The 26926-nt window shown below is 41.9% G+C and carries 28 protein-coding genes and 1 riboswitch; of the genes, 13 read left to right on the forward strand and 15 right to left on the reverse strand.

Going from position 1 to position 26926, the window contains the following annotated elements; genetic code table 11:
* Window positions 1-126: 126 nt before the first annotated feature.
* Together metK and ACEQ1T_RS00245 are read right to left on the reverse strand one after the other, a co-directional pair.
* Window positions 127-1323 carry a methionine adenosyltransferase gene (gene metK / locus ACEQ1T_RS00240; protein WP_370221391.1) on the reverse strand — a complete coding sequence of 399 codons (1197 nt, stop codon included), beginning with the start codon at window positions 1321-1323 and terminating at the stop codon, window positions 127-129.
* Window positions 1324-1763: 440 nt separating this feature from the next.
* Window positions 1764-1879: riboswitch (SAM riboswitch) on the reverse strand.
* 105 nt (window positions 1880-1984) lie between these two features.
* The gene (locus ACEQ1T_RS00245; RefSeq protein ID WP_206839222.1) at window positions 1985-2359 is read right to left on the reverse strand and encodes a thiol-disulfide oxidoreductase DCC family protein; all 375 of its coding nucleotides are present in this window, start codon (window positions 2357-2359) and stop codon (window positions 1985-1987) included.
* 218 nt (window positions 2360-2577) lie between these two features.
* Between ACEQ1T_RS00245 and pckA the strand changes: the two genes are divergently transcribed.
* Window positions 2578-4164, forward strand: a complete 1587-nt coding sequence (pckA, locus tag ACEQ1T_RS00250; RefSeq protein ID WP_206839224.1) for a phosphoenolpyruvate carboxykinase (ATP) — start codon at window positions 2578-2580, stop codon at window positions 4162-4164.
* Window positions 4165-4609: 445 nt separating this feature from the next.
* Here pckA and ACEQ1T_RS00255 read toward each other — a convergent pair whose 3' ends face one another.
* Window positions 4610-4852, reverse strand: coding sequence for a DUF2584 domain-containing protein (locus ACEQ1T_RS00255; RefSeq protein ID WP_206839226.1), 243 nt, complete (start codon window positions 4850-4852; stop codon window positions 4610-4612).
* A 49-nt stretch (window positions 4853-4901) separates the two neighbouring features.
* Entirely contained in the window at window positions 4902-5717 is an 816-nt protein-coding gene (locus ACEQ1T_RS00260) for an alpha/beta hydrolase family protein (protein ID WP_370221392.1), read from the reverse strand.
* A gap of 165 nt (window positions 5718-5882) precedes the next feature.
* On the opposite strand from ACEQ1T_RS00260, the gene ACEQ1T_RS00265 reads away from it, so the two are divergent.
* Genes ACEQ1T_RS00265 through ACEQ1T_RS00275 form a run of 3 tightly spaced genes read left to right on the forward strand, consistent with a single transcriptional unit; the run spans window position 5883 to window position 8467 of the window.
* Entirely contained in the window at window positions 5883-6878 is a 996-nt protein-coding gene (locus tag ACEQ1T_RS00265) for an ABC transporter substrate-binding protein (RefSeq protein ID WP_206839229.1), read from the forward strand.
* Window positions 6879-6900: 22 nt separating this feature from the next.
* The gene (locus ACEQ1T_RS00270; RefSeq protein WP_206839231.1) at window positions 6901-7680 is read left to right on the forward strand and encodes an ABC transporter ATP-binding protein; all 780 of its coding nucleotides are present in this window, start codon (window positions 6901-6903) and stop codon (window positions 7678-7680) included.
* Window positions 7658-8467, forward strand: a complete 810-nt coding sequence (locus tag ACEQ1T_RS00275; protein ID WP_206839232.1) for an ABC transporter permease — start codon at window positions 7658-7660, stop codon at window positions 8465-8467. Before ACEQ1T_RS00270 ends, ACEQ1T_RS00275 begins: the two co-directional genes overlap by 23 nt.
* 28 nt (window positions 8468-8495) lie before the next feature.
* Here the strand turns inward: ACEQ1T_RS00275 and ytkD are convergent, their stop codons facing one another.
* A complete protein-coding gene (gene ytkD / locus ACEQ1T_RS00280; protein WP_206839233.1) occupies window positions 8496-8963 on the reverse strand; it encodes an RNA deprotection pyrophosphohydrolase in 468 nt (155 codons plus the stop codon).
* Between the two features lie 155 nt (window positions 8964-9118).
* Between ytkD and ACEQ1T_RS00285 the strand changes: the two genes are divergently transcribed.
* Window positions 9119-9997 carry a DUF6612 family protein gene (locus tag ACEQ1T_RS00285; RefSeq protein ID WP_206839234.1) on the forward strand — a complete coding sequence of 293 codons (879 nt, stop codon included), beginning with the start codon at window positions 9119-9121 and terminating at the stop codon, window positions 9995-9997.
* Between the two features lie 28 nt (window positions 9998-10025).
* On the opposite strand, the gene ACEQ1T_RS00290 is transcribed toward ACEQ1T_RS00285, so the two are convergent.
* On the reverse strand, window positions 10026-10355 hold the full coding sequence (locus ACEQ1T_RS00290) for a hydrolase (RefSeq protein ID WP_243505549.1): 330 nt from the start codon (window positions 10353-10355) through the stop codon (window positions 10026-10028).
* A gap of 277 nt (window positions 10356-10632) precedes the next feature.
* Here ACEQ1T_RS00290 and ACEQ1T_RS00295 point away from each other — a divergent pair, with 277 nt between their 5' ends.
* Entirely contained in the window at window positions 10633-10890 is a 258-nt protein-coding gene (locus ACEQ1T_RS00295; RefSeq protein ID WP_053434021.1) for a DUF6154 family protein, read from the forward strand.
* A 149-nt stretch (window positions 10891-11039) separates the two neighbouring features.
* Here ACEQ1T_RS00295 and ACEQ1T_RS00300 read toward each other — a convergent pair whose 3' ends face one another.
* Window positions 11040-11477 (reverse strand): Dps family protein, encoded by a 438-nt coding sequence (locus tag ACEQ1T_RS00300; RefSeq protein WP_206839236.1) that lies wholly within the window; start codon window positions 11475-11477, stop codon window positions 11040-11042.
* Window positions 11478-11607: 130 nt separating this feature from the next.
* Here ACEQ1T_RS00300 and ytzI point away from each other — a divergent pair, with 130 nt between their 5' ends.
* Window positions 11608-11790, forward strand: coding sequence for a YtzI protein (gene ytzI, locus ACEQ1T_RS00305; RefSeq protein WP_206839237.1), 183 nt, complete (start codon window positions 11608-11610; stop codon window positions 11788-11790).
* 90 nt (window positions 11791-11880) lie between these two features.
* On the forward strand, window positions 11881-13329 hold the full coding sequence (gene cls / locus ACEQ1T_RS00310; protein ID WP_206839238.1) for a cardiolipin synthase: 1449 nt from the start codon (window positions 11881-11883) through the stop codon (window positions 13327-13329).
* A 73-nt stretch (window positions 13330-13402) separates the two neighbouring features.
* Here the strand turns inward: cls and ACEQ1T_RS00315 are convergent, their stop codons facing one another.
* The gene (locus tag ACEQ1T_RS00315) at window positions 13403-13876 is read right to left on the reverse strand and encodes an S-ribosylhomocysteine lyase (RefSeq protein ID WP_370221393.1); all 474 of its coding nucleotides are present in this window, start codon (window positions 13874-13876) and stop codon (window positions 13403-13405) included.
* 140 nt (window positions 13877-14016) lie between these two features.
* Between ACEQ1T_RS00315 and yidD the strand changes: the two genes are divergently transcribed.
* Window positions 14017-14256: a membrane protein insertion efficiency factor YidD gene (yidD, locus tag ACEQ1T_RS00320; RefSeq protein ID WP_206839241.1), complete on the forward strand. Its 240-nt coding sequence runs from the start codon at window positions 14017-14019 to the stop codon at window positions 14254-14256.
* Here yidD and ACEQ1T_RS00325 read toward each other — a convergent pair.
* Window positions 14253-14816 carry a beta-class carbonic anhydrase gene (locus ACEQ1T_RS00325; RefSeq protein WP_370221394.1) on the reverse strand — a complete coding sequence of 188 codons (564 nt, stop codon included), beginning with the start codon at window positions 14814-14816 and terminating at the stop codon, window positions 14253-14255. The two genes, yidD and ACEQ1T_RS00325, sit on opposite strands and share 4 nt — an antisense overlap.
* Window positions 14817-15148: 332 nt before the next feature.
* Here ACEQ1T_RS00325 and ACEQ1T_RS00330 point away from each other — a divergent pair, with 332 nt between their 5' ends.
* Window positions 15149-16186 carry a metal ABC transporter substrate-binding protein gene (locus tag ACEQ1T_RS00330; RefSeq protein ID WP_370221395.1) on the forward strand — a complete coding sequence of 346 codons (1038 nt, stop codon included), beginning with the start codon at window positions 15149-15151 and terminating at the stop codon, window positions 16184-16186.
* A 185-nt stretch (window positions 16187-16371) separates the two neighbouring features.
* Window positions 16372-16530, forward strand: coding sequence for a DUF1540 domain-containing protein (locus ACEQ1T_RS00335; protein ID WP_113885567.1), 159 nt, complete (start codon window positions 16372-16374; stop codon window positions 16528-16530).
* Between the two features lie 371 nt (window positions 16531-16901).
* Here the strand turns inward: ACEQ1T_RS00335 and menC are convergent, their stop codons facing one another.
* From menC to ACEQ1T_RS00365, 6 genes are all read right to left on the reverse strand, one after another.
* A complete protein-coding gene (menC, locus tag ACEQ1T_RS00340) occupies window positions 16902-18008 on the reverse strand; it encodes an o-succinylbenzoate synthase (RefSeq protein ID WP_370221396.1) in 1107 nt (368 codons plus the stop codon).
* A 1-nt stretch (window position 18009) separates the two neighbouring features.
* On the reverse strand, window positions 18010-19497 hold the full coding sequence (locus ACEQ1T_RS00345; protein ID WP_370221403.1) for an o-succinylbenzoate--CoA ligase: 1488 nt from the start codon (window positions 19495-19497) through the stop codon (window positions 18010-18012).
* Window positions 19498-19578: 81 nt separating this feature from the next.
* Window positions 19579-20400, reverse strand: coding sequence for a 1,4-dihydroxy-2-naphthoyl-CoA synthase (menB, locus tag ACEQ1T_RS00350; protein WP_206839248.1), 822 nt, complete (start codon window positions 20398-20400; stop codon window positions 19579-19581).
* Window positions 20401-20477: 77 nt separating this feature from the next.
* Window positions 20478-21317, reverse strand: coding sequence for a 2-succinyl-6-hydroxy-2,4-cyclohexadiene-1-carboxylate synthase (gene menH / locus ACEQ1T_RS00355; RefSeq protein ID WP_206839249.1), 840 nt, complete (start codon window positions 21315-21317; stop codon window positions 20478-20480).
* 6 nt (window positions 21318-21323) lie between these two features.
* Window positions 21324-23069: a 2-succinyl-5-enolpyruvyl-6-hydroxy-3-cyclohexene-1-carboxylic-acid synthase gene (gene menD, locus ACEQ1T_RS00360; protein ID WP_370221397.1), complete on the reverse strand. Its 1746-nt coding sequence runs from the start codon at window positions 23067-23069 to the stop codon at window positions 21324-21326.
* The gene (locus ACEQ1T_RS00365; protein WP_370221398.1) at window positions 23066-24472 is read right to left on the reverse strand and encodes an isochorismate synthase MenF; all 1407 of its coding nucleotides are present in this window, start codon (window positions 24470-24472) and stop codon (window positions 23066-23068) included. Before ACEQ1T_RS00365 ends, menD begins: the two co-directional genes overlap by 4 nt.
* Before the next feature lie 417 nt (window positions 24473-24889).
* Here ACEQ1T_RS00365 and ACEQ1T_RS00370 point away from each other — a divergent pair, with 417 nt between their 5' ends.
* Entirely contained in the window at window positions 24890-25822 is a 933-nt protein-coding gene (locus tag ACEQ1T_RS00370) for a 1,4-dihydroxy-2-naphthoate polyprenyltransferase (RefSeq protein WP_206839252.1), read from the forward strand.
* Between the two features lie 292 nt (window positions 25823-26114).
* A complete protein-coding gene (locus ACEQ1T_RS00375) occupies window positions 26115-26870 on the forward strand; it encodes a TraR/DksA C4-type zinc finger protein (protein ID WP_206839253.1) in 756 nt (251 codons plus the stop codon).
* The last annotated feature ends 56 nt before the right edge of the window (window positions 26871-26926 follow it).

The raw sequence follows: 26926 nt of genomic DNA on the forward strand, positions 1-26926 counted from the left end.
GGTCACAAGCCACCCCTCCCCAAAAGGCAAAGGACGCCTTTCCGGGGATGGGGGTCATGCAGACGTTGCCACAGGACGTGGCGTTCTTAGTCTGCGTTCCTTCGTGGGCAAGGCGCTTCCGCTTTTCTATTCAGCTTCAGAACGAAGAATTTCTGCCTTATCTGTACGCTCCCAAGGAAGATCTACATCTGTACGTCCGAAATGTCCGTAAGCAGCTGTCTGCTTGTAAATTGGGCGGCGAAGGCCAAGCATGTTAATAATTCCTGCAGGACGAAGATCAAAATGCTTTCTTACCAGATCAACAAGTACATCTTCGCCCACTTTGCCTGTTCCGAATGTATCAACAGAAATCGATACAGGCTGTGCCACACCGATCGCATAAGCAAGCTGAACCTCAACTTTTTCAGCTAAGCCGGCTGCCACAAGATTCTTAGCTACATAACGAGCAGCATAAGCAGCAGAGCGGTCAACCTTTGTAGGATCCTTACCGGAGAACGCTCCTCCGCCATGACGGGCATATCCGCCGTAAGTATCAACAATGATTTTGCGTCCAGTCAGGCCAGCATCCCCTTGAGGTCCGCCGATAACGAAACGTCCTGTTGGGTTGATGAAGTACTTAGTATTCTCATCGATTAGTTCTTTAGGAACAACCGGGTTAATAACATGTTCCTTCAGATTGCGCTGGATTTGCTCCAGGCTGATCTCAGGGTGGTGCTGAGTAGAAATAACAATTGTGTCAATGCGGACAGGCCTGTCATTTTCATCATACTCAACCGTTACCTGAGTTTTTCCGTCCGGACGAAGGTAAGGAAGGATTTCTTCTTTACGAACTTCAGTCAGGCGGCGGGAAAGTTTATGTGCTAAAGAAATCGGAAGAGGCATAAGCTCTTTCGTTTCGTTGCAGGCAAAACCGAACATTAAGCCCTGGTCTCCTGCACCGATTGCTTCGATTTCCTGATCGCTCATTTGTCCTTCACGTGCTTCAAGGGCCTGGTCAACACCCATTGCAATATCTGCTGACTGCTCATCAATGGAAGTTAAAACTGCACATGTTTCGGAATCAAAACCATATTTAGCACGGGTATAACCGATTTCTTTTACCGTTTCACGAACGATTTTTGGAATATCTACGTATGTAGATGTTGTGATTTCACCTGCAACTAATACAAGTCCAGTTGTTACAGAAGTCTCTGCAGCAACACGGGCATTCGCATCTTTAGCTAAAATCGCATCTAAGATTGCATCAGAAATTTGGCCACAGATTTTATCCGGATGACCTTCAGTAACTGATTCAGAAGTAAACAAACGACGCTTTGTTGACATCTGGCTTCCTCCTTATAAATAGAAAATTGAGCGAGAATTTAGAAATGGGGAAGCGGAAATAACTTTTCCCTGTCATTTCATGGATCTCTGTTTGATACGGAACTCATTCCCTTAGTAGTATGAAATAAACATGGAGTTTTTATTAGAAAAATAGACAGCACTGACCAGAAGCCAGGCACCCATTTTTTCTTTTGCACACTGCAAGCTGCTAAAAACTCACATAAATAGTACATTCCAAAAGCCGTTCATTTCATTGCCTTAAAAGCACAAGCACCCGGTTAGCCCCGACAAGCATAAGACAGTCCCTGGAAGAAGGCGTTCTTTGCCTTCTGCAAGGGAATGGCTGATGACCTCGAGGGGCTGGGTGCTGGAGCTGGATAAAAAATAAAAAACCTTCCCATTAGTGAAAAGGTTGAAAGCAAATCGATTCGCGCCTTTCACTCTTATCGTTCAAGGAATTACGTCCTTGCGTCAGGTTAGCACCTTTGCTGATTATTGCCTTTAGCAGGTTGCTGGGTTTCATAGGGCCTGTCCCTCCACCAGCTCGGGATAAGAGAGTATCCGTTCAAGGTTGAATCATACCGTATTTTATCGAATCATGTCAACAGATTTTCATTATTTTTCACTGTAAGTTTTAAGCATTTAAGATTATGCTCCATGCTTACAGCGAACAGCTTCCGTCGTCACATTTTTTCTTTAGAAATTTATGCCTGTTTTTAGCAATCCATTTATAGATCGGATCGCCCAGCATTGGCGTCAATGGGAGATATAAAAGGAGGCCGATTAAAAAGGATGCAGGAAAGAGGAACAGCAGTCTCCTTACTGCAGAATAACCCCTTTTCACGCCACCCGATGGGGTAATAATATGAAGCTCTCTGCGCAAATCAATCTTGGAAAACGAGAGCGAGTTCGGGATTTTTTCATACTCCTGCAGAGAAATCCATTCCACTTTATTCAGCCAATCGAGTTTTTTAAACATCTTCTTTGTTTCCTTGCATAAGGAACAAGTTCCATCATAGAGGGCAATTGTCTTCATTTTAGATCAGTCCCATGTTAAAATTAACACTTTCTTCTATATTAACATATACCAGTTATAAGGTGATTAAAGTGGATTACTTGTCCAATTATGACATTTTTATAACATGAATAAAAAAATTTCGTAATAGTATAGACTAATCATTTTAATGTGTTATACTAATTTCGAGATGTAATCACTTTCATAAAAAAATCGGGAAAAAGGAAGGTATTCATCAGATGAACTCTGTAAGCATATCAAACGAATTGAGCGAATTACTAAATGGCAGCAACATTCAAGTGCAATTATCCGTTCCTCAGCTTGTGGAAAAAGTATTAAACCGCAATGAAGGGTCCCTTACCTCTACTGGTGCCGTACGCGCTACTACAGGAAAGTATACAGGACGTTCCCCTAAAGATAAATACATTGTTGAAGAAGCATCAAACAAAGATAAAATGGACTGGGGTAGCGTAAACCAGCCTATCTCTGAAGAAGCATTCTCTAATCTTTATAATAAAGTAATCAACTACTTAAAAGAAAAAGAAGAAGTATTTGTTTTCAAAGGCTTCGCAGGTGCTGATAAAAAGCACCGCATGCCAATCCAGGTAATTAATGAATATGCCTGGCACAATCTTTTCGCACATCAGTTATTCATTCGTCCGGCAGAAGACGAGCTATTGGATCATCAATCAGAGTTCACAGTCATTTCTGCTCCTAATTTCAAAGCAGACCCTGCAGTTGACGGCACTAAGTCCGAAACATTCATCATCATTTCATTCGAGCGCCGCACTGTTTTAATTGGCGGTACTGAATATGCAGGCGAAATGAAAAAGTCCATTTTCTCTGTTATGAACTATATGCTTCCAGAAAACGGGATTCTTCCGATGCACTGCTCCGCGAACGTTGGCCGCGAAGGAGATGTCGCTTTATTCTTCGGCTTATCCGGAACAGGGAAAACAACCTTATCTGCAGACCCTAATCGCAAGCTGATTGGTGATGACGAGCATGGCTGGTCTGCAAATGGTGTATTCAATATTGAAGGCGGCTGCTATGCGAAATGCATTAACTTATCCCGTGAGAAAGAACCGCAAATTTTTGATGCTATCCGCTTTGGGGCTGTATTGGAAAATGTGGTGGTAAACAGCGAAACTCGGGTTGCTGATTACGATGACAGCACATTAACTGAAAATACACGTGCGGCATACCAGCTTCAGGCAATCGATAATATTGTTGACCCAAGCATTGCCGGACATCCTAATACAATTGTATTTTTAACAGCTGACGCATTTGGCGTATTGCCTCCAATCTCTAAACTATCAAAAGAGCAGGCAATGTACCATTTCTTAAGCGGCTATACTTCCAAGCTTGCAGGAACTGAGCGCGGCATTACCTCACCGCAGGCTACGTTCTCTACATGCTTTGGATCACCTTTCCTTCCGCTTCCTGCAAACCGTTATGCTGAAATGCTTGGCGAGAAAATCGATGAGCATAATGCTAAAGTCTTCCTTGTAAACACAGGATGGACTGGCGGAGAGTACGGAGTCGGTGAACGCATGAAACTTGCTTACACTCGAGCTATGGTGGAAGCTGCACTTGAAGGTGAACTAAACAATGTAGAAACAGTCAAGGACGAAATTTTCGGATTGGAAATTCCGCAGCACGTTACGGGTGTGCCTGACGAAGTTCTTCAGCCAAACAAAACTTGGGCAGATCAGGCTGCTTATGAAGCAAAAGCAAAAGAACTCGCTGCAAAATTCCGTGAAAACTTCAAGAAATTCACAAGCGTTTCTTCTGAAATCGAAGAAAAAGGCGGACCAATCGCATAATATAGAAAAGGAATTGCCGCTTTTAGCGGCAATTCCTTTTCTATATTATTTTGGAAGTCAGCCCGCTCGAACGATAAGTTTCTTACATGCAGACTTATAATCGTTGATCGACACTGTGCGCTTCGACTTGTTCCTTTCGCACTCTTTTTCCATCTCTCAGTGACACGATTCCTTCTGTTTAGGTCCTTTCGCAACCCCTAGTCCTTGCTCGGTGGCACTATTCCCTCTGTTTAGTTCCCTTCGCGACGACTTGTTCCCGCTCAGTGGCACTATTCCCTCTGTTTAGCTCCCTTCGCGACCCCTAGTCCTCGATCAGCGGCATTATTCCCACTGTTTAGTTCCTTTCGGGCTCTTTTTCCTCCCCTAATTTTAAAAGCACTATTCTCACTTGCAATTTACAGAAACATTTCGAACAAAAAAACGCCGGACTAAGTCCAGGCGCTCTTTAGTTTGTTGAGTTTAGAGAAACAAGCTGGTAGGTTATAAGGGTCTGACTGTTTTCCCATACCACTTTTCTGATGACACCCATACCGTTCAGGTCGCCTTCAATTGTTCTTTTTACCTCGACCGGAATATCGAGCGGATATAATCTGTACCCGTCTTTGACAAGTGAAAAGAAATTCTCATCAAGTCTGTTCTCCCTGCCCTTTGTCACGATCATTGTGTTCAGCTCTAAAGGCATACCCATTGGTATCTCTCCTTCATTTTTAATATCCTTTTCTCTATTTTACCCCACCTTATTGCGCTCTGAAAGTCCTTAATTTCATCTGCCCTTTGCTTTTCATCCACGCGCATAAATCCTCTACCGTCTTCCGGTTCACGTCTGGCGGAAAGTAGTGGGTATATTCAGGGAAATACCAGCTGCCCACTTCTTTTTTTAGAGCCTTGAGCCTTTTTTCCAGGCGATAGGAATGCTCCACCGAAACATTATGGTCCTGTTCTCCATGAATAATTAAGACGGGGGCCTGCAGCTGCTCCAGCTGAAAAAGCGGGGTGCGATATTTATACCGTTCCGGAAACTTAGTCGGGGTTCCTCCTATTACACGTTTCATCATTCTCCGGAGATCCTTTCGCTCCACATAGGTGAGAAACATATCACTGACCCCTCCCCATGTAACAATGGACGCGGCTTCAGGAAACTCGATTGCAGTAAGCAATGCCATTACGCCACCACGGGAAAAGCCAAAAATATGGACTCTTTTTACCCGGGCATGCTCCTGAAGAAGAGTAAAAGCGGCAAATGCGTCCTGTCTGTCCTCCCCTGCAAAATCTTCGTTACCATCTCCCCCTTGGTTGCCTCTGTAAAAAGGCGCGAATACAATAAAGCCTTCACAGGCAAACTGGACAATCCTGGAAGGCCTTACTTTCCCGACATTTTTTATGCCTCCTCTTAGGTATAGAAACCCATCATATTGTTCCTCCCCCTTTGGCTCTGCCAGCAGGCCTTTTATATGTAATCCGTTTGCATAATATGTGACAACAGATAATTCGATTGCCGGATTTGGCGAAGGAAATCTCTGTTTAGTTATGACTTGGCCATTTAGGAATTCCATGTCCTCATCTCCCTCTGAAGTAAATCTGAATACGACTAATAGTATGAGCTTTATGAACTCCGCCTAAAAATGTTTCCATGGGCATTCACACATTTTTTCGATTTTCATACGATATCCTAGGCTTTTAAATCTGACTTTTTTAGCATAAGGGAGGTCTTATGGCTTATGAAAAAATGGATGAAAGTAAGCATGCTTCTTTTGCTTACAGCGATACTTATTGTTCCTTTGGCCGCTTGCGGCAAGGATGAAATGCAAAAGGTCCGTATTGCCGAAGTGACACGCTCCATCTTCTATGCTCCGCAATATGTAGCCCTTGAAAAGGGTTTCTTTGAAGAAGAAGGGCTTAAAGTAGAGCTTACAACTACAGCAGGCGGAGATAAAACGATGACTGCTCTGCTGTCGGATAGCGCTGATGTTGCACTTGTAGGTTCCGAAACTTCCATTTACGTTTCGGCTCAGGGCTCCAACGATCCGGTCATTAACTTTGCACAGCTCACTCAAACGGATGGAACATTTCTTGTTTCCCGCAAAAAAATCGATAACTTTTCATGGGATATGCTAAAAGGCAAAACATTCCTGGGTCAGCGCAAAGGCGGCATGCCGCAGATGGTTGGCGAGTTTGTTTTGAAAAAGCATGGAATTGATCCTCACGAAGATATGGACTTGATTCAAAATATTGATTATGCCAATATCGCTCCGGCCTTCGCTTCAGGAACAGGCGAGTTTGTTCAGCTGTTCGAGCCGACTGCCAGTGTTTTTGAAAAAGAAGGCAAAGGCTATATCGTAGCTTCTTTCGGAACAGAGTCCGGTCATGTACCATATACCACATTCATGACAAAACAAAGCTATATTGATGAAAATAAAGAGACAGTCGAAAAATTCACAAGAGCGATTTATAAAGCACAGCAATGGGTTGAAACACATAGTGCGAAAGAAACGGCAGAAACCATTCAAGGATATTTCGACAATACCGAGCTTGAAATCATTGAGATGGTAGTAGACCGCTATAAGAGCCAGGGGTCCTTTGCAGCAGATCCTATCCTGGACACTGAAGAATGGGAAAACCTGCAGAACATCATGGACGAAGCAGGAGAGCTCCCTAAGCGCATAGAGCATGACACACTTGTCAACACAGAAATCGCTGAAGGTGTAATGAAGTAAATAAACGAAAGAGGAGGCCGACATGAATTTTCTAAAGGTAGATGCTGTCCACCACACTTATTTTACGAAAACCTCTGCTGTAACGGCCCTCTCCGATATTTCGCTTGAAGTGGAGGAAGGAGAATTTGTTTCCTTCCTCGGCCCAAGCGGATGCGGCAAGACAACTTTGCTTTCCATCATAGCAGGCCTGTTTGAACCCACAGAAGGCACTGTAGCACTTGAAGGAAAGCGCGTTGAAACGGCAGAAAATGAAATTGGCTATATGCTGCAGCAGGATTATCTTTTTCCCTGGAAAACGATTGAAGAAAATATCCTGCTGGGGCTGAAAATCGGGAACAGCCTTACTCCCGACAAAAAAGCTTATGCACTGCAGCTCCTTCAGGAGATGGGATTAAAAGGTGTAGAGTCACAGTTTCCAAAGCAGCTTTCTGGCGGAATGCGCCAGCGTGTTGCCCTTGTAAGAACACTTGCAACTGAACCAAAGCTGCTCATGCTTGATGAACCCTTTTCCGCATTAGATTATCAAACCAAGCTGAAGCTTGAGGATTTGGTCTCTAACACGCTCAAATCATTTGGAAAAACAGCCATACTGGTTACCCATGATATTGGTGAGGCAATCAGCATGAGTGATCGCGTTTTTCTCTTTTCCGCGAGACCCGGACAGCTTCATAAAACGTTTGTAATACCAAAAGAATTAAGAGATCAAACTCCCTTTAACGCAAGAAATCATGAAGCATATCCAGCGATTTTTCAAACTATATGGAAGGAGCTGGAGTCCCTTGAGCCCGCAGGAGAACGTTAAATTCCTCCACCAGAAATATATCCAGTCGCTGAACCGTGAAAAAAAATGGGTACGCTTCTATCAGGCTGTCATCTTTATCGTGTTTTTTTCGGGATGGGAGCTGGCAAGCCAGAAGCAATGGATTGACCCGCTGATTTTCAGTGCGCCCTCAAAAGTATGGGGATTATTTTTAACCAAAATCCAGGATGGGACCTTGATGGTGGATTTAGGCTACACTTTGTCAGAAACCGTATTTGGATTCATATTGGGCACTTTTCTAGGCACATTGCTTGCAGCCATCCTCTGGTGGTCACCGCTGCTTTCAAAAATAGCGGACCCCTATTTGGTTGTCCTGAATTCAATGCCAAAGGTTGCACTTGGCCCGATATTAATCGTCGCATTAGGCCCCAGCTTTACTTCCATCGTAGCAATGGGCGCGATTATTTCCATCATCATCACAACCATTGTCGTGTATACATCTTTTAAAGAAGTTGACCCTAATTACATTAAGGTGCTTCAAACCTTTGGGGCAAACCGATTTCAAATCTTCAGGGAAGCTATTTTGCCAGCTTCATTCCCAACCATCATCTCAACTTTAAAGGTGAATGTCGGTCTATCATGGGTCGGTGTTATTGTCGGGGAATTCCTTGTATCCTCAAAAGGTCTCGGATACATGATTATTTACGGCTTCCAAGTCTTCAACTTTACCCTTGTCATGCTGTCATTGCTGGTAATTGCTATTTTTGCAACAGTGATGTATCAGCTGGTCGAACTGCTCGAGCGAAAACTGATAAAAAATGGTTCATAATAAAAACGGCAGCGATAATGCCGTTTTTTTACTTTCCCTGCATGATTTTTTCGAGGCTCTTTTCAACTACTTTATCCTTCATGATAAAACTGTATTGACTGCTCCACCTGTCTTCCAGCAAGTTTCCAGCTGTCAGAATGGGACCGTTTGTTTCAAAATATTGATCCGTTTTGTTAAGGCTTTTCACCTCTGCGAAAAAAATGGCTTTGACAAAACGCTCTGTACCCAAATTAACTTCATATTCACCAATAAAATGTAAACTCTTTAAGTCTGCTCCTGTTTCCTCATAAACTTCTCTTCTGGCTGCCTCTTCAAGAGACTCCCCCTCTTCTCTCTTGCCTCCCGGAAATTCCCACCCCCGCTTTTTGTGATTCGTCAGCAGCCATTGATCGCCATAGCGGCAAATGACCAGAACATGTTTTGGATCGGTTCCAAAAGCTCGTTTATTAAAAGAAAATCGCACTTCCCCGCCGTTCTCATCCAAAAAGTTTTCCATACTTTTCCCTCACTCGATAATTAAATTCTGATGTTATCATTATAAAGGTAAATCATATATTTAAAAACTTCTGGGGCTAAAGTATCAAATTACATATTTTTGAAACTTTTTTCCTTTTTTCTCCGTAAAATTAGCTGACTAACCTAAATAGAGGAGTGTATACCTTGAAAAAATCCCTTGCAATCCTTACTGGCTTCTTGATGATTCTAATGCTGGCTGCGTGCAATGAAACAGCCAAACCTGTTAATGAATCTGCTGGCGGCACGGGCAAGGAAGAGACAAAAACAGAAGAAGCTTCAGAATTGACACTGGAGGAAGTTTTAACGAAATCTACCGAAGCTTCAGAAGAGCTAAAAAGCTTCTCGGTAAATATGGATATGAGGCAGGAAATGAGCTCAGGCACTGAAGGGGAAAATATGAATATCGATTCTGCCATTGATATGGATGTTACAACAGATCCGATGGCCTTCTACCAAAAAATGACTATGTCGATGGACGGAACAGAAGAATCGTATGATATTGAAAGCTATTTTACTGAAGAAGGCATGTTCCTTTATGATGCAGCCGGTAAGCAGTGGATGAAGTTCCCTAAAGAAATGTCGGATGATTTGCTTCAAATGTCCAGCCAGCAGACAAATCCTGGTGAAGAACTAAAGAAATTGCAGGAGTTCGTGGACGACTTTACGTTTGAACAGGATGCAAAAAGCTATATTCTAAAACTGAAAGCCGATGGAGAAAAATTCAATGATTTTGTGAAGGAAACAGCAGCAGAAACACTTCCGCCTGAACTGGCAGCCAACGGAGAAATGCTTGATAACATGAAAATTAACGGCGTGGAATACGAAATCGTGATTGATAAAGAAACTTTTTATCCAAGCGTTCTGAATATGATTATGGAAATGGAAATTACGGCTGAAGGCCAGACCATATCCATGAAGCAGACCATGAACGGCCAATATGCAAACTATAATAAGGTAGAGGCTATAGCCGTTCCACAAAAAGTTCTTGATACAGCTGTAGAAATGGAAATGTAAGAAAAGCTGAGGCACTCGCCTCAGCTATTTATTTATGTTCCTCTTCAGTAAGGATCCCCATGCTTTCAATATGTTTTCTTGCTTCATCATCTCCAAGATCATAAATCATTCCATATATTTTCTTCATTGTATCATCATAAGCGTCATTTTCACGGTCATAATGGTATTGAACATAAGGAACATGGGCTCTGAAAAAATTCTGCCACTCAGTTGAGTAGTTCTGATCAAAATATTCCCTTAAGGCAATGATTTCATCATCTGTCGCCTCTATTTTAAAATTCCATGTTGAACCAGTGGCACTTTGTGAAATCTCCCCAGAACCAAGCGTGATATAATACGTCTTTTTATTACCTTCCAATCCTGTCAGCCCCTTTTTTTTCATTCCTGTGACGCTGTTTCAACACCGGTTACTTTATCATTATTTATCATGACTTTTTTATTTCTATAGTTATCGTATCCCACATTTGTGATAAAATTATACGAAATTAAGATCATTCTTCATAAGCTTACATATACTAAGTTAAATAATTGAGAAACAGCTTCTCAATTATTCTGCGGTGAATATTTTCCTGCATCAGGGGTATTAAATTAAGTATACTATATAAAACGGGAGTATATTTTAAGGAGGTGTTATCATGAAACTGATTGATGAGCTATATGAACTTTACAGGAATAAGCTGACAGGTGATGAAGAGGATATCGATATGCTCGCTTTTGCCTTCTTAGAAGAAATGGACAGAGAAGACCTGCTGAATATTATCAGGGATCTCGATAATCAGGAATTATATGATTTAATGGGGCTTTATTTGATTGAGAGCTTAAAAGGGAAATTTGCCAGTGAGAATTACGGCCAGCGCAGAAGCCCGATCATTCATCACCGGAACATACACTAAACTATACATATCCGAATAATTAACTATCCATATTATTTGAAGGCGGCGATAAGCCGCTTTTTATTTTATTATGGCATTCCTTATGCAAGGCGCTTCCGCTTTTATTCTTTGCATATAAAAAGACCAGCTTTCCAGCCAGTCTTTGTTTATTATCCAAGGTATGCTTTTAGCATCCAGATATGTTTCTTTAAACTTTGCTTTACAGCAATCAGCATGTCGCCTGTACCTTCATCTTTGGCTTCTTCTGCAAGCTCAATTGCTTCCTGAAGCTCGTCCACCATTTTTTCAAAGTCATCAACGACCGATTGGACCATTTGTTCCTCATTTTCTTTTCCTGTCGCTTCTTCGAGGGAACTGGTTTCAAGAACTTCCTTCATAGTCGCAACCGGCTTAGCCTCAAGAGCCAGGATTCTCTCAGCCAATTCATCTACATGTACGTTGGCTTCATTATAAAGTTCTTCAAATTTTGCATGAAGGGTAAAAAAGTTTTTCCCTTTAATATACCAATGGAAATTGTGAAGCTTTACATATAGAACAGTCCAGTTTGCTACTTGCTGGTTAACAGCTTTTACTAATTCTTTACTCATATAAATCATCCTCCCAACAATAGATTACCCACAATAACAAAATTCAAACCTGTGCCTTGGCCATCGCGAAATCTTTCATGAAAGTGCTGCTTTCATGGTAAAATATTGAGGAGAGAAAAGGGGGAGAAACATGTATACGGTATTAGTCATATCGATTATCATTGTGATCGTGGTACTGCTTTTAAGCGTTATTACCACTTCAAAAGCTTACCAATTCAAGCATACAGTAGACCCGGTTGATCCGCTTCCTGACAGCGAGCAGGGACAAAAAGAGGCTAAAGAAGAGCAAGAAGATAACCAAAACCGTTCATAAGCATACGCTATTATATATACAGCCTCCGTACAACCGGAGGTTTTCCTTTTAAATGGACGGAAATAACATACATGTGGAGAGGACATTGAGATGGATATATACTCCATGATGCTTACAGTATTTTTAGTATTAAATATTATCCTGGCTGTTTTTGTTATCTTTCTGGAGCGAAGGGATGCAGGCGCCACATGGGCATGGCTCATGGTTTTGTTCTTTCTCCCTCTTCTTGGTTTTTTCATGTACCTCTTCTTTGGGCAGAATTTAACCAGAAGAAAGATGTTCCAATGGGAAGACCGTAAAAAGATTGGAATTGATGAACTGCTGAACAATCAGATCAGAGGAATCAAGGAAAAGGATTTCCATTTTCGAAATGACATAATTAAAAACTCCAAGGACCTTATATATATGCACCTTGTCAACAATGATGCGGTGTTGACGCAGGACAACGAGGTCAGGATTTTTACAGATGGGAAAGAAAAGTTTAATTCGCTTGTGGAGGATATCAAAAATGCAGCCGATCACATCCATCTGCAATATTATATCTTCAAGAGAGATAATCTGGGGAAAAGCTTAATCAATCTTTTGACGGAAAAGGCAAGGGAAGGCGTAAAAGTAAGGCTTCTCTATGATGAACTGGGCTCAAGAAGCCTGCATAAAAGGGTGTTTAAAGAGCTGATTGCGGCTGGTGGGGAGATTGAAGCCTTTTTCCCTTCCCGGCTGCACTTTATCAACTTGAGAATTAATTACCGGAACCATCGCAAAATTGCCATTATTGACGGCCGAATTGGATATGTTGGCGGGTTTAATGTCGGGGATGAATATCTCGGGCTTAATCCAAAGTTTGGATATTGGCGTGATACTCATTTAAGAATCAGGGGGAGTGCTGTCCATTCCCTGCAGACCCGCTTTATCCTGGACTGGAACCAGGCTTCGCATCGCCATGATATTTACTATGCTCCGGAGTATTTTCCGCTGGCCGAGTCTCGTGATAGCGTAGGGATGCAAATTGTTACCAGCGGGCCTGATTCGGAATGGGAACAGATTAAAAATGGGTATATAAAAATGGTTTCATCAGCCCGTAAATCTATTTATATCCAAACCCCCTATTTCATCCCGGACGCCAGTCTCCTGGATGCATTGAAAATAGCTGCATTATCTGGGGTGGAAGTGAACATTATGGTACCGAACAAGCCTGACCATATGTTTGTTTATTGGGCAACCTACTCCTATATAGGGGAAATGTTAAAAGTAAATGCGAACATCTATATATATGAAAATGGCTTCATCCATGCAAAAACCTTGATTGTTGACGAGAAGGTTTCTTCGGTAGGAACCGCGAATATAGATGTTAGAAGCTTCAGGCTCAATTTTGAGGTAAATGCCTTTATATATGATGAGGATGTTTCGAAAGAACTGACTGAGAGCTTTCAGGAAGATGTCCAGCTATCAACTAACCTGACTGCAGAAGATTACAGAAATAGAGCCTTAAAAATCAAATTGAAAGAATCCATCTCAAGGCTTTTATCGCCGATTTTATAAAATGCAGTTATCGACTTACACAATTTTATACTTATCTTATTATAAAACGGGCTGACCAGTCAGCCCGTTTTCTTTATGCAAAAACCTGTTTCAATTCATCCTTCGATTGATCCATCCAGAACCTCATAAGACGTTTTGCACCTTCAAGATCATGAAGTTTTGCCTGTCCGCATTGCTTCTCATTTGCAGCAGGAATCTCGGTTATTTCAACCGCATCTTGCATTGTAGCTTCAAGCAGATCGATTATTTCTTCAACTGAAGGCTCTCCGCTAACGACTAGATAATAGCCTGTCTGGCAGCCCATCGGGGAAATATCAATAATATCAAAATGATCATATTTCTCAGCATGTGTACGGATATTAAAAGCAAGCAGATGCTCAAGTGTGTGAATGACATCCGGCTTCATCGCCTGCTTATTTGGCTGGCAGAAACGGATATCAAACTTGTTAACTAAACCGTCACTTCCCACTTTATGGACACCGCAGTGCCTCACATATGGAGCTTTAACAGCGTGGTGGTCCAATTCGAAACTTTCTACTGAAGGCATTCAAAACACTCCCCTAAAGTTTTCCTTTTATTATAACGCAATATCCGACTAAATACATCAAATTAATATGAAAATTATGACGTTTTCACGATTATATGTTATTTTAAAAGAAAATATGTTTTACCAGGAAAGGTAATGCCATGATCAAAAAAATATTGATTTTGATATTTCGTTTCTATCAAATTGTGATTTCCCCGCTGAAGCCACCAACATGCCGGTTTTATCCGACTTGTTCCCATTATGGGCTGGAGTCTGTTAAGCGATTCGGCGCCCTAAAGGGCGGCTGGCTGACTATAAAACGGATTTTAAAATGTCATCCCTTTCATCCAGGCGGTGTTGACCTTGTTCCGGAGGAATGGCACAAAAAGAAAAAGAATTAACCCTCGTATCCGTCCACTACCAGATCAAGCTTGCCTGTGCCAGGATGTATAACAAGCCCATGCACAGGCACATCTGCAGGCATTAAGGGGTGCTTTTTCACCATATGGACGCTATGGGATACACTATCCTCTACATTTTCAAATCCTCTTAGCCAGTCCTCTGCAGCAATTCCTGAGTATGTCATCGTATCCAATGCATCCTCGGTAATGCCTCTCTCCTTCATGCTGCTGACAACCGCATCAGCCTTCATTCCGCTCATCCCGCAGTCATGATGGCCAATAACAAACACTTCTTTCGCCTGCAGCTGGTAAACAGCTACTAATATGCTTCTCATAATGCTGCCAAACGGATGCGTTACTAAAGCACCTGCATTTTTGATAATTTTCACATCACCGTTTCTTACATTGAGCGCTTTTGGCAGAAGCTCCACTAAACGTGTGTCCATGCAAGTCAAGATAACCATTTTCTTATTAGGGAATTTCGTTGTTTCAAATTCTTCATACTTTTTTTCTTCAACAAATTGCTGATTATGGTCTAAGATTTCTTCTAAAAGTTTCATTTGTTCCACTCCTGTCTTTTATACATTCCTTTACTTTAAGCAGGCATAAATGCTGCAATACTTGAGTAAAAGATGTCAATACTAATGATGACCTTTAACAGGCATCTATATTTATGATACATAAAGCTTGAGCTTCAAACAAATTTTTATCCTTGATTTTTAGCTGGATATTTTGTAAGATAACTAAGTGAAATCGTAATGATTACGTATTATTAATCACCTGGACGCTGAGTGCGGCAATTAACTGAATTAACTGCCCTAATAAACATTATCTAAAATATAGTCCGTGCTTTAAATCGTAATAACTACGTTTTATAAAAGGAGGAGAAAAAATGACAAAGAAATGGTTAGTATTTATTCTAGGCCTAACTCTTGTTCTATCAGGATGCTCAGAGGAAAAGCCAGAGGAAAACAGCAGCAATAAAACTAAGGTTTATACAACTGTGTACCCGCTTCAATATTTTACTGAACGAATCGGAGGGGATGCGTTAGAAGTTGAAACCATCTATCCTCCCGGATCGGATGAACACACTTTTGAACCATCACAAAAAGATATGATGAAGCTGGCTGATTCAGATCTTTTTATTTTTATAGGACTCGGTCTTGAAGGCTTTGTGGAAAATGCAAAAGAGACATTGAAAAATGAAAAAGTTAAAATGGTCGCTGCAGGAGAAAATATCGAATTTGTTCACTCAGATGAAAATCATGATCCTGCCCATGAAGACGAAGGACATTCTGATGAAGCTGAGCATGAAGAAGAACATGCTGATGAACACGGTGCTGAATCTGAAGAGGGCCATGATCATGAAGGGGAATCCGAAGAGGGCCATGATCATAACCATGGAGATATCGACCCCCATGTTTGGCTGGATCCTTTATACTCCAAAGAATTGGCTGAATCAATTAAAGATGCTTTAGTAGAAAAGATGCCTGAGCAGAAGGAGCAATTTGAACAGAATTATTTGGAGCTTGCTGAGGAGCTCGATAATCTTCATAATGAATTTGAGCAGACAGTTCAAAATGCTGTGCATAAGGAATTCATTGTTTCACACGCAGCATATGGATATTGGGAAGACCGATATGGTTTGGATCAAATCAGTGTATCCGGGTTAAACTCTTCCAGCGAGCCTACTCAGAAAGAACTGCAGAAAATCATTGCGGAAGCAAAAGAACATGACTTGAAATATGTCTTTTTTGAACAGAATGTCAGCTCGAGACTGACTGAAACTCTGCAAAAGGAAATCGGCGCAGAACCGTTAATGCTTCATAATTTATCGGTCCTGACGGAAGAAAATATTAAAGAAAACCAAACGTATTTTACATTAATGAACGAAAATCTTGCTGCCCTTGAAAAAGCTCTAAATGAATAAATACTTTCACCTCCCGGCTTGGGAGGTTTTTTCATTTAAAAACAGTCCAAACTTGACAATTCCTTCAAATACCATGTCTGAATCCAAAGACTCTGCAAAAAATAAAAAAGACCCTGGTACCCAGGTGCCGCCCGAAATTTGCAATTTTCGGCTTGGTCATATTTTCTGCTTAGGAGTGATCAGCAATGGCAAAAGATGTCCTATGTGAAGTTAATAACTGCACTTTCTGGAAAAATGGGAACCGATGCAGTGCAGACCAAATATACGTAGTCAGCCATACTGGCGAAACTGCAGACAACAGCAAAGAAACAGACTGCAAAACGTTCGAGCCTCATGACCTTTAATGGGTGACAGCACCTAAAGGGTGTTGTCGTTTGGCGGTTTTGCATTTCATTGAATAAGGCTGCAAAAGCGGTGCATTTTATGTATCGCTTTTGTGTTTTTTATATAAACAAGTTTATTAAGATTTTTACCGGGAATGTATAGAGTAACAACAACTTTTAGGAGTGATACAAATGTTATCAACCATTATTTTGCTTGGAGCTGCTTTTGCTGCTGCTGCCGGATTAAGCTCCTTTGCCATTAAAGAGGATTCATTTATTCAAGACGAAATTACACAATAATTTATAATAAAAGGCGCTGATCATGCGCCTTATTTTTTTTGCAATAATATGAAAACCGCAATTCTGACAAATAGAGAAATGCGGTTTTTTACTTATAAAGCAATGCTTTCTTTTGAGGTGCAAACTTCGTTCAGCCTTTTTTCATTAATCTCATAACCGATTCCCGGCTTATCAGGAACTTTTATCATCCCGTTTTCAACGGTGACTTCGGGCAGAATGATGTCTTCTTCCCAATACCTCCCCGACGCTGAAATATCACCTGGAATTGAAAAACCCTCCATAGAGGCAAGAGCAATATTATGTGCACGGGAGATACCGAATTCCAGCATGCCTCCACACCAGACCTGGATCCCTTTATCCAGGCAATAATCATGAATCTTCTTTGCTGTCCCCAGACCTCCAACCCGGCCAATCTTAATATTGATGACTTTACAGCTTCCCAGCTCGACAGCTCTCCTGGCATCATTAAAGGTGACAATACTCTCATCCAGGCAAATTGGAGTCTTCAGTTCTTTCTGAAGCTTTGCATGATCAACAATATCATCATATTCCAGCGGCTGTTCAATCATCAGCAGCCCGAATTCATCAAGCCTTTTTAAATGTTCAATGTCGTTCAATGAGTAAGCTGAATTAGCATCTGCCATGATTGGCAAATCGGGATAAAAGCGGCGGATCTCTGAAATAAATTCATAATCGTTCGCGGGGCTGATCTTTATTTTGACCCTTTGATAGCCGCTTTCCAGATAGTATTCAATTTGCCTTCTTACTTCTTCCTTTGTTTTAGCGCCAACAACCACGCCGGATGGAATCAATTCCCGCTGGCCGCCTATATATTTTGATAGAGAAATATCTTCTTTTTTGGCTGCCAAGTCCCATAAAGCCGTCTCAAGTGCTGCTTTCGCCATTTGATTCCTTCTGAAGACGTCAAAAACCCGGCCTGCTTCTGAAGGATGCTTTATATTCGCATTACGCATTATTGGGATAAGGAATTCTTTTAGCATATGATAGCTCGTTTCAACCGTTTCCTCCGTATACCAGGGTGAAGAAAAAGCGACTCCTTCCCCGTAGCCTTTTCGTCCTTCTTGATCGATTACCTCAACAATAATTCCGTCTCTATCCTTCACTGTCCCTAAATGCGTGTAAAAAGGAGTTTTCAAAGGCATCGTGATTTTATATAAAGTAATTGTCTTTATATCCATGCTAATTCCCGCTTTCCTCAAGCAGTTCCCGAAGTTTTCTTCTTAAAATCTTTTTTGAAGCGTTCCTCGGGATTTCATTAATGATGATTAGTTTTTTAGGTGCTTTATACTTCGCCAGCTTCTCAAAGCAGTACTTCATCACTTCTTTTTCATCCAGATTCTCGTCTCCAGCAATAAAGGCGACAGGCACTTCACCCCAAACATCGTCCTTCATGCCAATGACCCCTGCATCCGATATTTGGGAGTGAGAAATAAGAACACCCTCGACTTCAGCCGGATAGATATTTTCTCCGCCTGAAATAATTAAATCGGACCGCCGATCAAGCACAAATAAAAATCCTTCTTTATCCACATATCCAATATCTCCAGTTGAAAGCCAGCCACCCTTTAGTCTTTCGGCTGTTTCCTCTTTTCGGTTTAAATACCCTTTTGTCACATTTGGACCTTTTACAAGAATTTCTCCCGCTTCCCCGGGGTCAGCATGCTTCCCATTTGGAGCAGCAACTTTCAGCTGGGAAGGAAATAAAGGCTTACCGGCGGAACCCAATTTGCTGAGACTGTATTCCGGAGCCAGTGTAACAATCTGGGACGAAGTTTCTGTCATTCCGTAAGTCTGGTAAACAGGGATTCCCTTATCCCTGCAATCTTCCAGAAGGGATTTCGCTGCGGGCCCTCCTCCTAATAACATACATCTGAAATACTCCGGCAGCTTTTCACCTTTAAGTGCATCTGCTATCCTGGTCAGCATTGTACTTACAACAGACATGATGGTCACTTTCTCGATGGAAATGGCCTCAATAGCCTTCTCTTCATAGAAAGATTCAAAAAGAACCATTTTCATGCCATAGATAATGCTGCGCATTAAAATGGAATAGCCGCTAATATGAAAAATCGGGACAGCACACAGCCAGCTGTCGTTTTCATTCAACCCTAAATTCAATGCAGACCCCACTGCACTCCACCAATGATTTCCATAGGTTTGCAGTACACCTTTCGGATTGCCGGTTGTACCGGATGTATACATGACCGTACAAACCTCATCAAGACTTATCTCTTCTACTAATAACGGCTCATGGGGAACTTTCCTGAATAGCTCTTCTTTATAGATTGCCGAAATTTCTCCTAAAGAGTTTACAACTCTTTGGCTTACTTCACTAAATGTATTCTCAGTTAAGAGGAAAGCGGACTTCGAATCATTCATTTGCCAAATCAATTCCTCCGCAGTCAGCCTGTTATTTAATATGACGGCCTTTACATCGAGTAGCTGCAGGGCCAAAAGAATAAAAACAGTGTCTTCATGATTTCGGAGAAGGACACCTGCAAATTGTCCTCTCATGCATCCAGCAGCCTGCAACTGTCCCGCTATCGTGTATGCACGCTCATATACTTCCGAAAATGTATAGGTTTTCCCCAAAAAGGAAAGGGCAGGGCGATCGGGGGTTAAAAAAGTCCGCTTTTGAAGAAAATTCGGCACTAATTGCGCTTCCATCATAAACTCCTCATTTCATGCGATTCTTCATATAAAAACAGCCTGATGGCAAGCCATCAAGCTGAAAAAATTCATATTCAATCAAGGGAAACGCGGGAATTGGCCGAAGTCAGGCTTGCGTTTTTCTTTAAATGCGTCACGGCCTTCTTTCGCTTCATCCGTTGTATAGTATAGAAGTGTTGCATCTCCGGCGAATTGCTGGATTCCTGCAAGCCCATCAGTATCGGCATTGAAGGCAGCCTTCAAGAAGCGGATAGCCGTCGGGCTCTTCTCAAGTATTTCTTCACACCACTTAATTGTTTCTTCTTCCACTTTCTCAAGCGGCACCACTGTATTAACAAGCCCCATATCTAAAGCTTCCTGAGCCCCGTACTGGCGGCACAGATACCAAATTTCGCGTGCTTTCTTATGGCCCACGATTCTGGCAAGATATCCTGAACCATAACCTGCATCGAAGCTTCCTACTTTAGGTCCTGTTTGTCCGAATACAGCGTTATCTGCTGCAATCGTTAAGTCACATACGATATGAAGGACATGTCCTCCGCCAATCGCATAGCCTTTTACCATTGCAATAACCGGCTTAGGAATAACACGGATCAGGCGCTGCAAATCCAGTACATTTAAACGGGGGATCTGGTCGTCGCCTACATATCCGCCATGTCCTCTGACAGATTGGTCTCCGCCTGAACAAAATGCTTTGTCTCCGGCACCCGTTAGGACAATTACACCTACATTTTCATCATCGCGTGCGTACGCAAATGCATCAATTAATTCCATTACCGTTCTTGGAGTAAAGGCATTATGGACTTGCGGTCTGTTAATCGTAATTTTCGCAATTCCATTGTATGTTTCATAAATGATTTCTTCGTACTGTTTTCCTGCAACCCATTCAACAGCTGACATACATGAATCCTCCTTAATATGTATTAGAAAGCGTTAATTGCCGCACCGGCTTTTTCTGCAGCAAATGATATTATTCCTCAATCTTTGCTGCTATTTGTATTAATCTCCCCTGTATGCGACAAAAACCCACTTACTATTGTACCAAATAATTCAGGTTTCTCCACATGAATTGCATGTCCTGCACCTTCAGCGGTCTTCCAATGAACATTTGGCAAAATTTTTGACATTTCTTCCGCAATTCTGCAGAATTTTTGATCCAGTTCTCCAGTAATCAGAAGTACAGGCATTTCGAGATGAGCAAGCCCGTCCCACCAGGATGGCTGAGCACCAGTGCCCATGCCATTCAGGCTGTTTGCCAGACCATCAATAGAATTGGCCAAACGCTGGCTTCTTATTCTGGCTCGGATTTTTTCTGGAAGACTTTTTTGGCTTTGAAATAAAGGGATGTTCTCCCAATAGTCAATAAAATTCTTAATGCCTTCCTGCCGGATTCTTTTAGACAATTTTTTATCCTGAATTCTTCTTTCGTGCCGCTCCTTTTCCGTCCTAAGCCCAGGAGAAGCACTTTCCAAAATCAGAGTGCGGACCTTTTCAGGGTATTTAACCGCAAAAGTTAGCGCAAGGCGCCCTCCCATAGAATATCCAAGAACATCGATCTTCCCGATTTCCATCTTTTCTAATAGACTGTTAATCACTGCGGCCGACTCTTCTATTTGATAATGGCCAATATCAGGTGGTGATCCAGATTTCCCATGTCCGATGATGTCCAAAGCTATTGTTTTCGAATGATCCTTCCAGAAGGGAGCGAATTCTTTCCAACCTTCACTATTTCCTGTGAAGCCATGAAGAAGCAGAAGCGGAAATCCCGTTCCCCATGTATCGACATGATATTGAACTCCATTAATGACATATTTCATCGGCATTCACCCTTCCAGCAATCGACTTATTTCCCGGGAAACAGATTCCCACAATTCTCGATGCTCGGTTAAATTTCTGTCCCGATTTGTCGTAATCTCCATTACCTTTATGCCTGATCTGTCCATGTTCTGCTGGAAGGCGGAAATAAAATGTTCCCAATCTAAGATTAAGTCATATTGACCGCCAAACATCTTAATGGCATGGCTGAAATCCAGATCAAGAGGTGTTCCAAACAGTTTTTCAAAATTTCTGGGGTGATTTGCCTGCGGCAGGAATGAAAAAATTCCGCCTCCATTATTATTAATCAGCAGTATATTGATATCTATTCCATACTGTTTAGAGGCAATTAAGCCATTTAAGTCATGGAAAAAGGTTAAATCGCCAAGCACTAAATACAGCGGCTGTGATGCCATTCCAGCACCAAGAGCAGTTGAAACGGTGCCATCAATGCCATTTGCTCCCCTGTTGGCCATTACTCTAATGCCCTTTTGATTATAATGGAAGAATGTATCCAGATCCCGTATAGGCATACTATTTCCTACAAATAGAGCAGAGCCTTCCGGCAGCAATTCCGCAAGCTGGAAAAATAATTTACCCTCGCTCAATTCATCCACTTCATTAATATCCGCAAGCCTTGATCTGGTTAGATCATTGATTTTTTTCCATAAAGCAATGAATTCATCATTCTCTGAAGTGTTTAAATATGACGTGACAGACTCGCAGAATAGAAGCTCATCACAATGAATCATTTCGGTCGAAAGCAGTGAAGGATCCCGCCAACCGCCGCCTCCATCAACAATAATCTGGCGGGCAGTGCTGTTTTCTTTCATAAAAATGGTCAACGGCTTCGATACAGGCATAGCACCGAACCGTATAATGACATCCGGCTTGAGCGCCTTTTTTGCATCCTCATTTTTCAAAAAGCTATCATATGCATCAATAATGAAGCTTCCTTCGTGAAGCCCGCTTCTTAGCTGGGATAATGGATCAGCAATGATTGGATAGTTCAGCATTTCCGCCAGCTTAATCACGGCTGCAGGGAAGTCAGCTTTCTCCAAAGGACCGCAGACAATAATCCCTTTTTGTGCCGAGTTTAACAACTGTGCCATTTCCTTGTACTCTTCATTAGGTAAACCAAACTGGCCGCTATGAATATTCACATAACCTTCGGTGCGGTCACTCAGCTCAAATAGATCATTGCGGTCAAGCTGCGGCACTAAAGGCTCACGGAAAGGAAAATTAAGATGAACAGGACCTGCTGGTGAGCTCTGGGCAGCAGAAGCTGCTCTTGCGCATACTGTGCGGGCATAACGAAGCATTTCAGCCGTATTCTCTGGAGGAGCCATCTCAACAAACCACTTTACATTTTTTCCATACAAATGGATCTGATCGATCGCCTGTGGAGCACCAACATCCCTTAGTTCATGAGGCCGGTCCGCAGTAAGCACGATCAGCGGCACTCTGGAATACCGGGCTTCCACAATGGCAGGATAGTAATTGGCTGCAGCCGTTCCAGATGTACACAGCAAAGCTGCCGGTCTTTGGGATGCCTTAGCAATCCCCAACGCAAAAAAGGCAGCCGAGCGCTCGTCCACATGGATATGTACACGAAGCTCCGGATGCTCTGCCATTACCATAGCCATTGGGGTAGAACGGGAGCCGGGACTGACCACGACATCCTCTACCCCGCTTTTTACTAATTCAGCCACAAATGCGGCTATATATGAAGTTAAAGCTTCCTGATGATTCACTTTTCATAACCCCCAAGAGCCGTAAGCATTGGCCGGAATTTAATTTTTGTTTCCTGATACTCGCTTTCGGCATTTGAATCCTGCACCACTCCGCAGCCTGCAAACAAGGATGCTTCATTTCCCTGAATAAGACCAGATCTGATTGCAACAGCATATTCGCCATTTCCCCTGAAGTCCATCCATCCTAATGGAGCAGCATAAAAGCCCCGATCCAGTTCTTCTACTTCTCTTATTTTTTCCACTGCTTCTCTTTTAGGAAGACCTCCAAGAGCAGGAGTCGGATGCAGACGGTCAACTAATGCAAGAAGGGAAGCATCTCCCTTGGTTTTTCCTATTACAGGGGTATACAAGTGCTGAATATCTCTCATCTTCATCAGCTGCGGCTCTTCAGGCAATTCAACTTCTGAGCAGGATTCCCCCATTGCTTCCTTAATCATATCAACCACATATTGATGTTCTTTTAAATTTTTCTGATCATGCAATAAAGCATCGCCCAGGATATGATCATCCTCTGCTGTTTTGCCTCTTGGGATGGAACCTGCCAGACAAGTTGTGAAAACATTTTCTCCATATTTCTTTATAAGCCGTTCTGGGGAGGCTCCAATAAAGCAGTCACCGTTCGATTCAAAAGCAAAGACAAAGCTTTCTCTCTGCATTTCCATCAGATTCAAGAGAACTCTTTCAATCTCAATTGGCTTATCATAAATGAGCCTTGATTCCCGGGCAAGCACAACCTTTTTTAAAGATCCGGATTTAAGTTCATCCACAACCGCATCTACTGTCTCCATCCATTTTTCCGGATTTATATCCTCTTCCTCCTGAAGAGTATTTACACTCTCAGGATGATAATCTTTGATTGAAGCCATTATCATGCCTCGTTCGGCCACTATCTTTTCAAAAAGAGAATCACCATCATGCTGAGTGCAGACAACATTTGTTGTCAGATAGGCCTGTCCATTCATTTCACTGTACATATAAGTCGGCACATGAAAAAGGGAATCGGAATATTTCGACCAAAGCTTTGTTTTCTTCTTTAGCGGATCGAAAGAAAAGCCGCCAAACATCACGGGCCCTGTAGCATTTTTATCATAAGGGTTAAAAATAATGCTGTTATTAATAAAACGCTTCCATTCCTTTTCAACACGTTTAAATCTTCCTATACTTTGATCTGACTGGATTTGCCTGCAAATCCCGAGCCCGATTATATAAGTTTCACCAGAAGGATCCTTCCAGAAAAAGCGTTCACCAAAAAAACGGCTCTTTCCTGCCGCATAAAAAGAAAGGGGGTCTATATGATTTATTTTTTGAACTTCGCTCACTAAAACAGGCTTTGACAAAGCTTTTGCCCTCTCGATCGCCTCTTGGATCCCTTCTTTTAGTTCCGTATCTTGTATCGTAACCAAAAAAATCCCTCCAATAACAGCTTAGATTGCTGTTATCCTACTTTAAACTTATTCTAAGATACACCTGTAATTCAGAGAATGTCAATGATGTCAATCAGACCATCCCTTTTTGCATCCTTATTATATTATAGCTTACTTTAGGCATCTATAATATGAATTGAACTCAATTCAGCAAATAGCACTGTTAATACCGGAACGTGCTGCATTAAAGTTCCCTTAACTATGGAAAATTCCGGTTCTTTTTACGGCAATAATACGTTGACACTCTTGCATTATTTACCTAAACTTAAGGTGTTTGATATATAGCCGTATAACGGTTTACTTTGACAATACCCTGGTCATCGGTTAAAATAAACAAGTTTGAATGATGCAATTAATGATATCATTACAGAATAGATAAATAAGGGGAGAGTTATCATGCAACCACAAGCACAGACCAATTTTCCGCCTGCTTCCAACTCAAAGAACTGGAGGGTCTGGTGGCAGCTGACCAGGCCACATACTCTTACTGCTGCCTTTGTGCCGGTTCTGCTTGGAACAGCTCTTGCAATGGAACTAACTGAAATAAAATTTGGCCTGTTTTTGGCTATGCTGGCAGCAAGTCTGCTGATTCAGGCTGCCACTAATATGTTTAACGAATACTACGACTTCAAAAGAGGGCTTGATACGGAAGACTCTGTCGGAATTGGAGGAGCTATTGTCCGGGAAGGAATCAAACCAAAAACGGTTCTGAACCTGGCTTTTGGCCTGTATGGGATTTCGATATTGCTTGGATTCTACATCTGCATGAACACAAGCTGGTGGATTGCAGCAATTGGACTGGCCTCCATGGCAGTAGGATATTTATATACTGGCGGTCCGCTGCCGATAGCATACACACCATTTGGAGAATTATTTGCAGGTTTTTTCATGGGCATGCTGATCATCTTAATTTCTTTTTACATTCAGGCAGGAACCGTAACAGCAACAAGTGTTTTAGTATCCTTCCCTATTTTGATACTTGTTGGCGCCATTCTGCTGGCCAATAATATCAGAGACCTGGACGGCGACAAGGAATTCGGCCGCAAAACACTGGCCATTCTTTTAGGGAAAAATGGGGCAATCAAGCTGCTTGCCGCAATGTTCATCGTGTCGTATGCATGGGTTTTCATATTAATTGCCATGAACATCATAACTCCATGGCTTGCTATCGTTGTTCTTAGTGCGCCTAAGGCAATAAAAGCAACGAAAGGCTTCATCGGCAAAACACTGCCTATGCAAATGATGCCTGCGATGAAAGCCACTGCCCAGACAAATACAATCTTTGGCTTTCTTTTATCAGTAGGCCTTTTTATCGGGTATCTTTTATGATTTTAAAAAAACCTCTGCTTTTATAGCAGGGGTTTTTTGTTTGAAAAAAACAGCAGAAAGCACCCTTTTGGTTTCATTCCATTTTTAACGGGTATTTTTTATTTATGGAAGATGCTTGACCCTAAAATTTTTTCTTCCGTTATGATTTTGCCAACTACGTCCATACTAAACCCATATGGACTAAGATTTTTAATACCCGGCAGAGCAAGAGCGGCAGAGCTTGGCTTTATTTTGTGACTCTGGCATCAGCAGGCCTTTTATAAAATTTATTAAATCCAAGGATGTGCATAATATGTTGAACAATGAACAAATCAGCCATTTAAAAAAAGAATTGAATGATGAAAAAAAATCACTGGAATCCCAGCTTCAGGGCAATAAAGAAGGAAGTCTGGAAGGTGCAAGCGCCAGAGACACAGTAGGAGAGCTATCCCTTTATGACAACCATCCAGCCGATATGGGATCTGAACTTTATGAGCGCGAAAAGGATTTTGCTTTAGAAGAACATCATGACTCTGAACTGAATAAAGTAAATGCAGCGCTGCAGGCAATTGAAGATGGTTCATACGGCAAATGCAAAGAGTGCGGTTCCGAAATTCCATATGAGCGGCTTGAAGTGATTCCAGCAACCCTATACTGCAAGGAGCATAGTCCAGAGCAAAACGTGCCCGGAGACCGTCCTGTCGAAGAAGATGTGCTTGAACCTGCGCATGGGAATACCTTTCAGCATCATCAATTCAGAGAAGTCGTAGATAATGAAGACAGCTTCCAGGAAGTTGCCCGTTTTGGAACTTCTGAGACACCCTCTGACTTAAGAGGCGACTATGAAGATTATAACTCCCTTTATAATGAAGGACATGATGACGAAGGGTTTACTGAAGATTATGAGACGTTTATCGGAAATGACCTTGAAGGCAAGGAGAGAAAAGTCTATCCTTCCAAGAAACAGGAAGAGTATGAAGCCATGCTGGATGAGAATGATATCGAAGCACCTTATGGTGATGTGCCGTATCATGAAACTGACGGCTATGTGGATGAAGATAAGGATTAAAGTAAAAGCGATGCAGCTGCATCGCTTTTTTATGTCAAATGGCAAAATAAGATACC

Source organism: Cytobacillus sp., assembly GCF_964223445.1.
Classification (GTDB): domain Bacteria; phylum Bacillota; class Bacilli; order Bacillales; family Cytobacillaceae; genus Cytobacillus.